General features: G+C 68.7%; 15 protein-coding genes. 14 read left to right on the forward strand and 1 reads right to left on the reverse strand.

The window, feature by feature from the left end; all coding sequences use genetic code 11:
* The first annotated feature begins 235 nt into the window (after positions 1-235).
* The 5 genes from WEA80_03460 to WEA80_03480 all read left to right on the forward strand — a co-directional run bounded on the left by WEA80_03460 (position 236) and on the right by WEA80_03480 (position 4,281).
* Positions 236-535, forward strand: a complete 300-nt coding sequence (locus WEA80_03460; protein ID MEX1185624.1) for an XRE family transcriptional regulator — start codon at positions 236-238, stop codon at positions 533-535.
* A gap of 62 nt (positions 536-597) precedes the next feature.
* Positions 598-1,146: a bifunctional pyr operon transcriptional regulator/uracil phosphoribosyltransferase PyrR gene (gene pyrR / locus WEA80_03465; protein MEX1185625.1), complete on the forward strand. Its 549-nt coding sequence runs from the start codon at positions 598-600 to the stop codon at positions 1,144-1,146.
* Positions 1,143-2,102 (forward strand): aspartate carbamoyltransferase catalytic subunit, encoded by a 960-nt coding sequence (locus WEA80_03470; GenBank protein ID MEX1185626.1) that lies wholly within the window; start codon positions 1,143-1,145, stop codon positions 2,100-2,102. The genes pyrR and WEA80_03470 overlap by 4 nt, the downstream gene beginning before the upstream one ends.
* On the forward strand, positions 2,099-3,397 hold the full coding sequence (locus WEA80_03475) for a dihydroorotase (protein MEX1185627.1): 1,299 nt from the start codon (positions 2,099-2,101) through the stop codon (positions 3,395-3,397). Before WEA80_03470 ends, WEA80_03475 begins: the two co-directional genes overlap by 4 nt.
* 2 nt (positions 3,398-3,399) lie before the next feature.
* On the forward strand, positions 3,400-4,281 hold the full coding sequence (locus tag WEA80_03480; GenBank protein ID MEX1185628.1) for a hypothetical protein: 882 nt from the start codon (positions 3,400-3,402) through the stop codon (positions 4,279-4,281).
* Between the two features lie 34 nt (positions 4,282-4,315).
* Here WEA80_03480 and rpsT read toward each other — a convergent pair whose 3' ends face one another.
* Complete coding sequence (gene rpsT, locus WEA80_03485) at positions 4,316-4,549, reverse strand: 30S ribosomal protein S20 (protein MEX1185629.1); 234 nt, start codon at positions 4,547-4,549, stop codon at positions 4,316-4,318.
* Positions 4,550-4,620: 71 nt separating this feature from the next.
* On the opposite strand from rpsT, the gene WEA80_03490 reads away from it, so the two are divergent.
* From WEA80_03490 to WEA80_03530, 9 genes are all read left to right on the forward strand, one after another.
* The gene (locus WEA80_03490; protein ID MEX1185630.1) at positions 4,621-5,304 is read left to right on the forward strand and encodes a site-2 protease family protein; all 684 of its coding nucleotides are present in this window, start codon (positions 4,621-4,623) and stop codon (positions 5,302-5,304) included.
* Entirely contained in the window at positions 5,292-6,032 is a 741-nt protein-coding gene (locus WEA80_03495) for a segregation/condensation protein A (protein MEX1185631.1), read from the forward strand. Before WEA80_03490 ends, WEA80_03495 begins: the two co-directional genes overlap by 13 nt.
* Positions 6,007-6,558 carry an SMC-Scp complex subunit ScpB gene (gene scpB / locus WEA80_03500; protein MEX1185632.1) on the forward strand — a complete coding sequence of 184 codons (552 nt, stop codon included), beginning with the start codon at positions 6,007-6,009 and terminating at the stop codon, positions 6,556-6,558. Before WEA80_03495 ends, scpB begins: the two co-directional genes overlap by 26 nt.
* Before the next feature lie 188 nt (positions 6,559-6,746).
* The gene (locus WEA80_03505; protein ID MEX1185633.1) at positions 6,747-7,451 is read left to right on the forward strand and encodes a pseudouridine synthase; all 705 of its coding nucleotides are present in this window, start codon (positions 6,747-6,749) and stop codon (positions 7,449-7,451) included.
* A gap of 55 nt (positions 7,452-7,506) precedes the next feature.
* Positions 7,507-8,514: a MoxR family ATPase gene (locus WEA80_03510; GenBank protein MEX1185634.1), complete on the forward strand. Its 1,008-nt coding sequence runs from the start codon at positions 7,507-7,509 to the stop codon at positions 8,512-8,514.
* Positions 8,514-9,545: a DUF58 domain-containing protein gene (locus tag WEA80_03515; GenBank protein ID MEX1185635.1), complete on the forward strand. Its 1,032-nt coding sequence runs from the start codon at positions 8,514-8,516 to the stop codon at positions 9,543-9,545. Before WEA80_03510 ends, WEA80_03515 begins: the two co-directional genes overlap by 1 nt.
* The gene (locus WEA80_03520) at positions 9,542-10,492 is read left to right on the forward strand and encodes a hypothetical protein (protein ID MEX1185636.1); all 951 of its coding nucleotides are present in this window, start codon (positions 9,542-9,544) and stop codon (positions 10,490-10,492) included. Before WEA80_03515 ends, WEA80_03520 begins: the two co-directional genes overlap by 4 nt.
* Positions 10,489-11,478 carry a VWA domain-containing protein gene (locus WEA80_03525; protein ID MEX1185637.1) on the forward strand — a complete coding sequence of 330 codons (990 nt, stop codon included), beginning with the start codon at positions 10,489-10,491 and terminating at the stop codon, positions 11,476-11,478. Before WEA80_03520 ends, WEA80_03525 begins: the two co-directional genes overlap by 4 nt.
* Positions 11,475-13,163 (forward strand): VWA domain-containing protein, encoded by a 1,689-nt coding sequence (locus tag WEA80_03530; protein ID MEX1185638.1) that lies wholly within the window; start codon positions 11,475-11,477, stop codon positions 13,161-13,163. Before WEA80_03525 ends, WEA80_03530 begins: the two co-directional genes overlap by 4 nt.
* The last annotated feature ends 20 nt before the right edge of the window (positions 13,164-13,183 follow it).

A 13,183-nucleotide genomic window follows, 5' to 3' on the forward strand; every position in this document is an offset into this window, starting at 1 on the left:
GGGATCGGCGGATTGCGTGGCTATACTGAACATTGTATAGTCAATGTCGGCGCTCAAGCCTCTTCGCTGGGTCGGCAAGGAGTTTCGGGTTCTGTACGTTGCCCGGTTCGAGGAGGCCATTTATGTGCTCCACGCATTCGAGAAGCGGACTCGTCCGACCCGACAAATCGACTTGGCGCTGGCGCGAAAACGGCTGCGGGACCTCATACGATTGCGAACCGGGATATAGCGAAATATGCCGACGAGAATACACCGGTCGACCGGCAACGTCTTTCGAGATGTCGGCTTTCCGCCCGAGGAGGCCGAGAACCTTCGTATTCGCTCCGAGTTGATGATTCAGGTGCGAAAGATTCTCGAGGGGCGGAAACTGACGCAGGCGGCCGCGGCAAAAGTCTTCGGGGTTACCCAACCTCGGATAAGCGACCTTGTCCGCGGGCGCATCGAGCTTTTCAGCATCGACGGGTTGGTCAACATGCTCGCGCACTCCGGCGTGCGGGTGAGCATCGTCGTGAAACGAGCCCGGCAGGTCGCCTAGCTGCGCTACGCATTTTTCGCCTGACTAGGAGCGGAGCGAGTAACGATTAGATTTGTGTGCTAATGCCCTCCCGCGACTCGACTCTCCTGGACACGCGCGCAGTCGAGCGAACGTTGAAGCGCATGGCCGACGAGATCCTCGAGCTCACCGGCGGCACCGACGACCTCGTGCTCGTCGGGATCCAGCGGCGGGGCGTCCAGCTCGCCGACCGCCTGGTCGATCTCATCTCGGCGAGCGAGACGGTCCGCGTTCCGCGCGGCGCCCTCGACATCACGCTCTACCGCGACGACCTCCAGACCGTGGGCCCGCGCCCCGTCGTGGGCCGCACCGATCTCCCCTGGGAGCTCGACCACCGCAAAGTCGTCATCGTGGACGACGTGCTCTATACCGGCCGCACCGTCCGCGCGGCGCTGGACGAGCTGGCCGATTTCGGCAGGCCGGCCCGGATCGCGCTGGCCGTGCTGATCGATCGCGGCGGGCGCGAGCTTCCGATCCACGCCGACATCGTCGGCAAGAAGGTCGACGTCGAGAGCGGCGACCGCGTCGACGTCCTGCTGGAGGAAGTGGACGGAAAGACCTGCGTCGTCGTTTCGCGGGCCGACAGCGCATGAGCGGCGCGCTCGGGAAGGATCTGCTCGGCCTCGAGCCGCTCTCCGCCGAGCAGATCAAGCTCATTCTCGACACCGCCGAGCCGTTCAAGGAGATCAGCGAGCGCGCCATCAAGAAGGTCCCGACGCTGCGCGGCTCCACCATCGTGAACCTGTTCTTCGAGAACTCGACGCGCACGCGCATCTCCTTCGAGTTCGCCGAGAAGCGGCTCTCCGCCGATCCGGTGAACGTCTCGGCCACGGGCTCCAGCGTGTCCAAGGGCGAGACGCTGGTGGACACCGCCCGCAACCTCGAGGCGATGCGGATCGACATGGTCGTGATCCGCCACGGCTCTTCCGGCGCCGCGCAGTTCCTCGCCGAGCGCATCAAGTCGAACGTCATCAACGCGGGCGACGGCATGCACGAGCATCCCACGCAGGGGCTGCTCGATCTCCTGACGCTGCGCGATCACTTCGGCGGCCTGGCGGGCAAGCGCGTGTGCATCTGCGGCGACGTGCTGCACTCCCGCGTCGCGCGCTCCAACATCTGGGGGCTCCGCAAGGTGGGCGCCGAAGTCGCGGTGTGCGGCCCCCGCTCGCTCCTGCCGAGCGCGATCGAGGAGCTGGGCGTGACCGTGTTCGACCACATCGAGGACGCCATCGAATGGGCCGACGCGCTCAACGTTCTCCGGCTCCAGATCGAGCGCATGACGGGCGGGTACATTCCCTCGCTGCGCGAGTACAACCGCGTGTTCGGCGTGACGCGCGACCGGCTGGCGCGCGCGCCGCGGGACGTGCTCATCCTTCACCCCGGGCCGATGAACCGCGGCGTCGAGATCGACTCCGACGTGGCCGACGGCGACCATTCCGTGATACTGGACCAGGTAACCAACGGGATCGCGATCCGCATGGCGGTGCTGTATCTGCTCGCCGGCGGGAATCCCACGCTGGCGGAGTCCGCCAAGGCGGCGGCCAGGTGACGCAGCCGATTCTGCTCCGCGGCGGCCGGGTCGTGGATCCCTCGCGGAAGATCGACGCTCAGCAGGACGTGCTGCTCGCCGCCGGCCTGATCGAAGCCTGCGGCAGAGGTCTCGCAGCGCCCGACGGCGCGCGCGTGCTCGACTGCGCCGGGATGATCGTCTCGCCCGGGTTCATCGACGTGCACTGCCACCTGCGCGAGCCGGGAAGGGAGGACGTCGAGACCGTGGCCACGGGCGCGCGGGCCGCGGCGGCCGGCGGATTCACCGCCGTCTGCGCCATGCCGAACACCGATCCGGTCACCGACAACCAGGCCGCGGTCGGGTTCATCATCCGGCAGGCGCAGCGCGCGAAGGCCGCGCGCGTGCACCCGATCGGCGCGATCTCGCTCGGGCAGCGCGGCGAAGCGCTCGCCGAGTTCGGCGAGATGATCGGGGCCGGGGCCGTCGCGGTGAGCGACGACGGGCGGCCCGTCGCCAGCGCGCAGCTCATGCGGACCGCGCTGGAATACGCGCGGACGTTCAACATCCCCGTCATCGACCATTGCGAGGAGCCGACGCTCTCGCACGGCGGCGCGATGAACGAGGGGATCGTGAGCGCGCGGCTCGGCCTCAAGGGGATTCCCTCGGAGGCCGAGGAGATCATGGTCATACGCGACATCCTGCTGGCGCGGCGCACGAAGGGGCACGTCCACCTCGCGCACATGAGCACCGTTGGGTCGGTCGAGCTGATCCGCTGGGGAAAGGAGCGCGGGATCAACGTGACCGCGGAGGTGTGTCCGCATCACCTCACGCTCACCGAGGATCGGGTCGGCGCATACGACACCAACGCCAAGATGAACCCGCCGCTGCGGACCGCCGCGGACGTGGCCGCGCTGCGCGACGCGGTGGCGGACGGCACGATAGACCTCATCGCCACGGACCACGCGCCGCACCACTACGACGAGAAGGAGCAGGAGTTCGCCAACGCTCCCAACGGCATCGTCGGGCTGGAGACCGCGCTTGCCGTCGTGCACACCAAGCTCGTGGCGGGCGGGGTGCTCGACTACCCGCGGCTCGTCGAGCGCATGTCGTGCGCGCCGGCGCGCGTGTTCCACCTTCCCGGCGGGACGCTTGAGCGCGGCGCCGTCGCCGACGTGACGGTTTTCGACCCCCGCGCCGAGTGGACGGTGGATCCGGCCGCCTTCCTCTCGAAGGGGCGCAACACGCCGTACGCCGGCGAGAAGCTTCACGGCCGCGCGATTTTTACTATCGTTGATGGAGAGATCGTCTACACGATGCCGAACACGACGAGGTGACGGTGGCCAAGCCCGGTCGTTCTCACGACGCGCTGCAGCAGCTTCTGGAGGAGCGCAAGCGGTACGAGCAGTGGCTCGCCACGCTCGAGTCGAGGCGCGACTCGACCCCGGGGCACGTGTACGAGCGCGTGCACGCGGACTACGAGCAGCGCCTCGCCGCGGTGCGCGACCAGCTCACCGAGCGGACGAGCGAGATCCGGTCCGCGGTCGCGGCGCTCAAGGACCGGCTCAAGCAGGCGACGGAGGAGGAGACCGCGCGCGTCGACGAGCTGCACGAGGCGGAGCTGCGCGCGGTGGTCGGCGAGTTCACGCCCGAGCAATGGGAGCTGCGCAAGCGGGAGGTCGAGGTCGAGCTCAAGCGGTTCGTCGACGAGAAGCGGAAGATCTCGGATGAGCTGAACCAGCTGCTGCTGATCGTCGAGCAGACCAGCGAGGAGGAAGCTCCGTCGCGGGCGGCCGCCGAGCCGCCGCCGATTCCGCCCGGCCCGGCGCCGGTGCCCGCGGACGCGACCAGTGTCAGTCGAAAGACGCCCGCGCGATCCCGCGCCGCGACGCCCGCCATGGCCCGTCCAGCGGTGGAGCAGGAAACGCCGACGGTGCCGATCGAATCGCTCGCGCCCGCCGACGGGCTCCCGGCGAAAGTGCCGGAATCCACCAGGGCTCCGGCCGAGCCCGCACCCGCGGAGACGGCACCCGCGCCAGCAAAATCGGAGACGCGCGCGAACTCCCATGGCAAGCGCGGCAAGACGAGCACGTTCGTGCCCGCGCAGCCGGACCCCCGGCGCGAGAACGAGAAAACGCTCAAGTGCGCCGAGTGCGGCGCGATGAACTATCCTACGGAGTGGTACTGCGAGAGCTGCGGCGGTGAGCTCGCTGCGCTGTAAAGCGGTTTACTAGTCACTAGTCACTAGTCACTAGTCACTTTTTCTTGGCGAGCCGGCTCTTGTGGCGCGCGGCCGCGTTCTTGTGGATGAGACCTTTGCGCGCGGCGCGATCGACCAGCTGAACCGCGGCTGCGCGGTCCGCGGCGGATCCTTCGGTGGACTTGGCCTTCTTGAGTGCAGTGCGAAGCGTCGAGCGCTGCGCGCGGTTGCGCACCTCGGCGGCTCTCGACTTTCGCAGGTTCTTTTTGGCGGACGCGATGTTCGGCACTTACTGAATCTCCATTACTAGGGCTAAGTTGTTGAAACTACCGTCCTTCGGCGCTTCCCGCAAACCCGCTATTGGATAAAACCCAGACTTTTCTGCTCGTCGCGCCCGTTCTGCTCTTCTCGATGGTCGCGCACGAGTACGCCCACGGCTACGCGGCGTTGAGGCAGGGTGACCCCACGGCCTACCAGCTCGGTCGGCTCACCTGGAACCCCCTCAAGCACATCGATCCGTTCCTAACGATCATCCTGCCGATCCTGACTTTCATAACGGCCGGGGTCATGTTCGGTGGTGCCAAGCCGGTACCCGTGAATCCGCGCAACTACCGCAACTTCAAGCGCGGAGACATCATCGTCTCCCTCGCCGGAGTGGTAACGAACCTCGTGCTCGCGGCCGCCGCCGTTCTGGTGGTCGCGCTGATCGGACTCGCGGGGCGGGGGATCCCCGCGCTCGCGCCGTGGGCGTCGATCCTGCAGCTGATGCTGATCTACGGCATCCTGATCAATCTCGTGCTCGCGTTCTTCAACATGATTCCGATCCCGCCGCTCGACGGCTCGCACGTCGCGAAGTACCTGCTTCCGCCCGCCTGGGCGCTGCGGTACGAGCAGTTCGGGCGGTACGGCTTGATCGCGCTGATGCTCATCATCATGCTCGGCGGCGGAATAATGCGCGGGTTCTTCATGCCCATCTTCTTCCTGCACACCGCCGCGGTGCGCCTGCTGCTGCCGTTCATCCTGCCGGGCCCGTGGACCACGTAACCGACCGCGGCGACAACGCCTTCGTCGTGCAGATCGGAGAGTTCTCCGGTCCGCTCGACCTGCTCCTCACGCTGATCCGGGACGAGCAGATCGACATCTACGACATTCCCGTCGCGCGGATCGCCGAGCAGTTCCTGCTTCGCATCAAGACGCTCGGGCTCGACGACGCGGCGGACTATCTGGAGATGGCAGCCCGGCTGATCCGCATCAAGGCGCAGCTTCTCCTGCCGCGCCGCGAAGGCGAGGAAGGCTGGGAGGATCCGCGCGCCGAGCTGGTGCGGCGGCTGCTCGAGTACCAGCAGGTGCGCGAAGTCGTGGACGTGCTCGACAGATTGTCGGAGGTGCGCCGCGCGAAGTTCGCGCGCGGGTACCTGCCGCAGCAGTTCAGCTCGCCCGCGCCGGCCGCCGCGCCGCTGTCGCTCTCGCTGCCCGAGCTGTTCGCCGCGGTCGACCGGGTGCTGCGGCTGGCGAGGAAGCCCACGATTCACGACGTGGTCCCGCGCGCGCTGGACGTGGAAGGCGCGATCGCAGTCGTGCGCGACATGCTCGCTCTCCGGCGCAACTGCCGCTGGCGCGACCTCGTGAGCACGGGGTCGGAGCCCTGGGAGATTCTTTCGGTCCTGCTGGCCCTTCTCGAGATGGCGAAGCGCGGCGAGCTGAAGCTGCGGCAGGACCGGGCCTTTACCGAAGTGGAGATCAACGGTGAGTCCGCTAGCGAAGCTGCTTGAAGCCGCGCTGTTCGCGAGCTCGGCCCCGATCTCTCGCGAGAGCCTCGCGGAGCTCGATCCGGATGTGTCCGACGACGAGGTCGCGGGCGCGCTCACGGAGCTGCGCACGCAGTACGACGAGGCGGGGCACGGCGTCGAACTGATCGAGACGGGCGGCGGCTGGCAGATCCTCACGCGCGCCGAGTACACGGATGCGATCGAGCGCGCGCAGCTTGCGAGCCGTCCCGCGCGCCTCTCAGCGGCGGCGCTGGAGACGCTCGCGATCATCGCGTACCGCCAGCCCATCGCGCGCGCGGAAGTCGAAGAGATCCGCGGCGTGAACTGCGGCGCGATTCTGAAGTCGCTGCACGAGCGAGGATTGATCGAAGTGACCGGCCGCGCCGAGGGGATGGGACGCCCGCTGATGTACGGTACTACGCCGGCGTTTCTGGAGCAGCTGGCGATTCGGCATCTCGACGAGCTGCCGCGGGCGGATGAGCTGGCAGTAGCGTTGAGGCCGGCTGGCGAGGTACGGCCGTCAGCTTGACAACCGGGATGGGTGACAGGTTGCAGGTGTTGGTTCTGGTTAACGACCGGTCATAGGTGAACGGTTTTCGGTTCCGCCTCAACCTCCGGACCAATGACGGTCAACCCGTTGTTTACCAGAACCAACACTTTCGACCGGTCACCCACCCCTGTCCTTCCCTTGGATAACCGACCGGCGGCGCGTTACGTATGCGAATAAATCGTGCGCTTGCCCGCGCCGGCGTCGCTTCCCGCAGAGGCGCCGACGAGCTCATCGCCGCCGGCCGCGTGCTGGTGAACGGTGTCCCGCCGTCCGTCGGTCAGGACGTCGAGCCGGGCCGCGACGTCATCACCGTGGACGGCAAGCCGATCGGCCCAGCCGTAAAGAACAAGTGGATCGTCCTCAACAAGCCCTCCGGCGTGATGACTACGCGCAGCGATCCACAGGGGCGCCGGACCGTCTTCGAACTCGTGCAGGACATACCCGGCCTCACCTACGTCGGCCGGCTCGACTACATGACCGAGGGAGTTCTCCTGCTCACCACCGACGGCGAGGCGGCGAACGCGCTCACGCACCCCAGCAACGAGGTCGAGCGCACGTACGTCGCGACCGTCCGCGGCAATGCCGCCGAAGCGCTCCGCGCCGCGCGGCGGGGGGTCGAGCTCGAGGACGGCGTAGTGAAGCCGATCGACGTGGCGGCGCGGCCGCTCGGAAACCGGCTGTGGGAGTTCGAGGTTACCATCGCGGAAGGCCGCACGCGGGAAGTCCGCCGGCTGTGCGCCGCTCTCGACCTCGCGGTGGAGCGGCTGGTGCGGACCCGTTTCGGTCCCGTGAAACTCGGCCGCCTGCCCCCGGGTAAGACGCGGGAGCTTACCTCGAAGGAGCGCGACATCATCCAGGCGCTGGCAAGATAACGGCGCTATTCCTGCACAGCCGCGGGGGTAACACCACGTTCACCAGGGGAAACACGTGAGCACTAGCGCAGCGCCGGTAGGGGCCCGCTCCCAGGACACCGCGCCGCCCGCGGGCGACACGGCGATGATCCAGAACGTCATAGCCGAGGTCGGCAAGCGGGTTGTCGGCCAGAATTACATGGTCGAGCGGCTCATGATCAGCCTGCTCACCGGCGGACACGTGCTGCTGGAAGGCGTCCCCGGCCTCGCCAAGACGCTGACCGTGCGGACGCTCGCGGAGACGATCAACACGCACTTTCAGCGGATCCAGTTCACCCCCGACCTCCTGCCGGCGGACGTCATCGGGACGCAGGTGTACGACCAGTCGAACGGCCAGTTCTCGGTGAAGCAGGGGCCGATCTTCGCGAACATCATCCTCGCCGACGAGATCAACCGCGCGCCGGCGAAGGTGCAAGCCGCGCTGCTCGAGGCGATGCAGGAGAAGCAGGTCACGATCGGCGGCACGACCTACATCCTCGAGGAGCCGTTCCTCGTGCTGGCGACGCAGAACCCGATCGAGCAGGAAGGCACGTATCCGCTGCCGGAGGCGCAGGTCGACCGCTTCATGCTCAAGCTGCACATCGGCTATCCGTCGCGCGAGGAGGAGAAGTTGATCCTGCGCAGGATGGCGGGCGGCGAGCCGATTCCGGTGGGGCACGTCGCCACGCCGCAGCAGATCCTCGCGGCCCGCAAGCGGATCGCCGAGCTGTACATGGACGCGCGGATCGTGGACTACATCGTGGACATCGTCCACGCCACGAGGTATCCGGCTGAGGCGGGACTGGCGCAGCTCGCCCCGCTGATCGAGTTCGGCGCGAGCCCGCGCGCGACGCTGTCACTTGCGCAAGCGTCACGCGCGCATGCGTTCCTGCACGGCCGCTCCTTCGTGACGCCGGACGACGTCAAGGCTATCGCTCCCGATGTGCTGCGCCACCGGGTGCTGACGACGTACGAAGCGGAGGCGGAGGAAGTGACGAGCGACGCAATCGTCGCACGGGTGCTCGAGGCTATCCGGGCGCCCTGATGTTTCGCCGTCGCGCGACTGCGGGCGCGATGAAGGTCGATGAGGCGGCTGGACCGGAGGGTCGCAGGCCGCGTCTTAGCGCGAAGCGCGTAGCGGCCGAAGCACCCTCCAGTCGAGCCGCCTCGCGCACGGAACCCGCGCTCACAACTCCATCCAAAGACATCCTCCGGCAAGTAAAACTGCTCGAGCTCCGCACGCGCGGGCTCGTCAACTCGCTGTTCGTCGGCGAGTACCGCTCGGTGTTCAAGGGGCAGGGGATGGAGTTCTCCGAGGTGCGCGAGTACCAGCCCGGCGACGAGGTGCGCTCGATCGACTGGAACGTCACCGCGCGAATGGGGCGGCCGTACGTCAAGCGCTACATCGAGGAGCGCGAACTGACCGTCATGCTCGCCGTCGATCTCTCCGGCTCGGAGCAGTTCGGGACGGTGCGCCGCTTCAAGAGCGAGGCGGCCAGCGAGCTGGCGGCGGTGCTGGCCATGTCCGCCGTGCGCAACAACGACCGCGTCGGCATCGTGCTCTTCACCGACCGTATCGAGCACGTCGTACCGCCGCGCAAGGGCCGGCGGCACGTGCTCCGCATCATCCGCGACCTGCTCGCGTTCGAGCCCGAGGGCACCGGCACCGACATCTCCGGCACGCTCGAGTACGTCTCGCGCATGCTCACGCAGAAGTCGATCATCTTCGTGGTCTCCGACTTCCTGGCGCCCGGCATCGAGCACCCGCTCAAGCTGCTGGCGCAGCGGCACGACGTCGTCGCCGTCACGATCGAGGATCCCGGCGAGCGCGATCTACCCGACGTCGGGCTCGCGCGTTTCATCGATCCGGAGACGGGGGAGACGCTGAGCATCGACACCAGCTCCAGCGGCGTCCGCTCCGCGTACGAGACCGCCGTGTCCGCCGAGCGGGAGGAGCGAAAGCATCTGCTCCGGCGGCTGTCGATCGACGAAATCGCCATCGCCACGCCCGACAACGTCGTGCACCCGCTGATCAAGTTCTTCCGCACGCGCGAGACGAGGGCCCGCCGCCGGTGATTGCGCTCGCGGCGGTGCTGCTGTTGCAGGCGGGCGCGGCGCGGCCGGTCGCGCCGGTCACGGTCCCTGTCCGGATCGGCGTGCAGATCGATCCCGACACCGTCACCGTGGGCGAGCGCTTCACGGTCATCGTCCGGGTTCGCGCGCCGGCCGGCTCCACGATCGAGTTCCCCGTCAGCACCGATTCCGCGGCCAATGTCGATCTCGCCGCCGACGCAGCCGTCGCCGAGCCGCGGCTCCTGCCTGCTCCGGCGGGCTCGCCCGGCGAGATGGAGCAGGTGGCCGGCTACCGCATGGCGGCGTGGGACATCGAGGCCCAGCCGCTCGGGCTCGGCGACGTCATCGTTCGCTCCGGGATCGCGGAGCGCAGGATATCGCTCGCGTCCTACACCGTCTTCGTGCGGAGCGTGCTCCCGGCCGACACCACACTGCACGTGCCGAAGCCGGCGCGGGACGTCCTCCCGTTCGCCTATCCATGGTGGCTCAAGTGGCTGCTGCTCGCGCTGGGGATTCTGCTGGCGGCTTTGCTGGCGTGGTGGCTCTGGCGCGTGTACCAGCGCTGGAAGAACCGGCCGATCCATCCGGCCGCGCTCGCGCAGCGCGAGTTCTTCCGGATCGAGAAGCTCGGTCTGCCCGACAGGGACGAGGGCGCGCTGCACGTCGCGCTGATGGTGGACGTGCTGCGGAATTATCTCGCGGCGCGCGTCGCTGGAGTCCGCGCGTCGCACACCACCCGGGAGCTGGTGGCCGCCGCGCGCGCGAGCGGCGCGCTCGATCCGGAGTGGAGTGCCGGGCTGGCGGAGCTGCTGCACCAGGCCGATCTGGCCAAGTTCGCCGCGTGGCGCGTGGACGCGGCTCAGGCTCGCGAGCTGGGCGCGGCCGCCCGCGCCGTGGTCGAGCGCGTCGAGAACAGGTTCGTGGAGCAGGAGAAGCGGAAGGCCGCATGACCTTCGATTCCCTCCAGCTCTATACGCCGTGGGCGCTCGCGCTCCTCCTGCTTCTCCCGCTCTGGTGGATCCTGCGGCGCCGCCGCCGTCCGTCGGCGATCGCGTTCTCCCGGACGGGCGTGCTCGCCCAGGGACCGCGCACCGGCGAGCGGATCACGCGGACGATGTTCATCCTGCGGAACGTCGCGCTCGCCGCGCTCGTCCTCGCGCTCGCGCGGCCGCGCTCCACCGCGCGGGTGGAGAACGTCACCAGCGAGGGAATCAACATCGCGCTCGCCGTGGACCTCTCCAGCTCGATGCTGGCCGAGGATTTTCGGCCACAGAATCGACTCGCCGTCGCCAAGTCCAGGCTCAAGGAGTTCATCGCCGCGCGCGAGTCCGACCGCATCGCGCTGGTGGCGTTCGCCGGCGAAGCGCTCACGCAGGTGCCGTTGACCACGGACTATCCGATCCTCATGCAGGCCGTGGACAACCTCCAGGCCGGGCAATTGGAGGACGGTACGGCGATCGGACTCGGCATCGCCACCGCTGCGAACCGGCTGCGCGACGCGCCGGGTCGCTCGCGCGTGATGATCGTGATGACCGACGGCGTCAACAACCGCGGGAGCATCGACCCGCGGACCGCGGCGCGCGCGGCGAGCGTGTACGGCATCAAGATCTACACGATCGGAGTCGGCACCGTCGGGCTGGCGCCGGTTCCCGTGGGACGCGGACCGGCCGGGCTGCGCTACGAGCTGCAGCCCGTGCGCATCGACGAGGTGCTGCTGAGCGAAGTCGCGCGGATGACGGGTGGCCGCTATTTCCGCGCGCGCGACGCAGCCGCGCTGCGGCGGATATACGAGCAGATCGATCTGCTGGAGCGGACCACCGTGCAGTCGCGGTCGTACGTGCGGTACAGCGAGCTGTTCCGCATGCCGCTGGGTCTCGGTCTGCTCGCGCTGCTGGGCGAGCTTGCGCTGCTCGCGCGGAGGGCGCCGATTCCATGATGCCCGTCCTTTTCCAGTACCAGTGGGCGCTCGCCCTCGCGGCTGTCGTCACTGCCCTCACCGCGTGGCTGCTGATCCACGCCCGCAGGCGGCGCGACGCCCGGCTCGCCCGGCTCGGAACCCCGGAGATGATCGAGCGGCTCGCCCCGGGCGCGCTGCTCCGGCAGTCGCGGCTCCGCATCGTCATCGGCACGATCGCGGTTCTCCTCGCGGGACTCGCGTTCGCCGGACCCCGCTGGGGATTCGAGCGCACGGTCGTGCGCCAGAGCGGCATCGATCTCGTGCTCGCCCTCGACGCCTCGGCCTCCATGCTCGCCACCGACGAAGCGCCGAGCAGGCTTGAGGCGATGAAGCGCGAAGTTCGCCGGCTGCGCGCGAGCGGGCGCGGCAACCGCGTCGCTTTGATCGCCTTCGCGGGGCGCAGCTACGTGCTCACCCCGCTCACGATCGACGACGGTGGTCTCGATCTCTTCCTCGACAACCTCGATCCGAGCGTCGTCGGCCAGGCGGGGAGTGCGCTGGCGCCGCCGCTGCGGCAGGCGACGGCGCTCCTGTCGCTCAGTAGATCGTCGGCGGACAAGGCGGTGGTGCTGATGAGCGACGGCGAGGGATTCGAGGACGCCGCGGCGGTCGTCGATGCCGCCGAGAAAGCGCGCGAGGCCGGGATCGCGGTGATCACGATGGGCTTCGGCACGCGGCAGGGATCGACGATCCCTGTGCGCGAGGACGGCCGTATCGTACTCAAGCGGGACGAGGCCGGCGCGGTAGTGACGACGCGGTACGAGCCCGCACTGCTGCAGGAAGCGGCGCGCGTGGCGCGCGGCACGTTCATCCCGCCGGACGCGGACGACCGGGTCGCCGCGGCGGTGCAGGCGCTGGCGACGTTGAAGGCGGAGCAGCGCAGCGTCGAGAACAGGGAGAATCTCGCGCACCGCTACCAGCTCTTCCTGCTCCCCGCGTTTCTGCTGCTCATGCTCGACGCGCTGTTGCCCGCGCTCGCCCGCCGGCGGCGCCGGCTGCGCACGTTCGTCTCGAACCTGCCCGAGCGGGTGCGGCCCCGGGGATTCAGCGCCGGCAAGACTCCCGCGCGCGCTCGCGCGGCGGGCACGGCCGGAGCCGCCGCGATGCTGCTGCTGCTCGCGGGGTGCCGCCAGCTCTTTCCCGATCCGACGCTCGACAACTACAACGCCGGCACCCAGGCGCTGCAGGCCGACTCGCTCGAGCGGGCGGAGCGGCTCCTGCGGATGGTGCTGGACAGCCAGCGCGACGAGATCGCGTGGCGCGGCGAGTTCAACATCGGCCTGGCTCACTTGCAGCGCGGGCTCGCGCTGCGGGGTGATTCCGCGGATCCGCCGCTGGACAGCGCGCTGGTCCACTACAGGATCGCGCTCAAGCGTCGGCCGGACGTGTTCGACGCGAAGTGGAACTACGAGCTGGCGCTCCGCGAGCGTGAGGGCGGAGGCGGAGGCGGGGGCGGTGGTGGAGGCGGTGGCGGCGGTGGCGCGGCGACGCCCCAGCCGGATCCGGCGCAGGGTCAGCCTACTATCGCGCCGCGCCCGCGCAACGGCCTGAATGTCGATCAGGCGAGCGGGATCCTCGACGCCGCGGCCGAGGAGGAGCAGGACGTGCAGGGCGACAAGACCCGGCGGAGCGTGCCGCAGGCGCCAAGAGGGAAGGACTGGTAGAAGCAGCTATTGGCCATTGG

The sequence above is a fragment of the Gemmatimonadaceae bacterium genome, from assembly GCA_040882285.1.
Taxonomy (GTDB): domain Bacteria; phylum Gemmatimonadota; class Gemmatimonadetes; order Gemmatimonadales; family Gemmatimonadaceae; genus JACDCY01.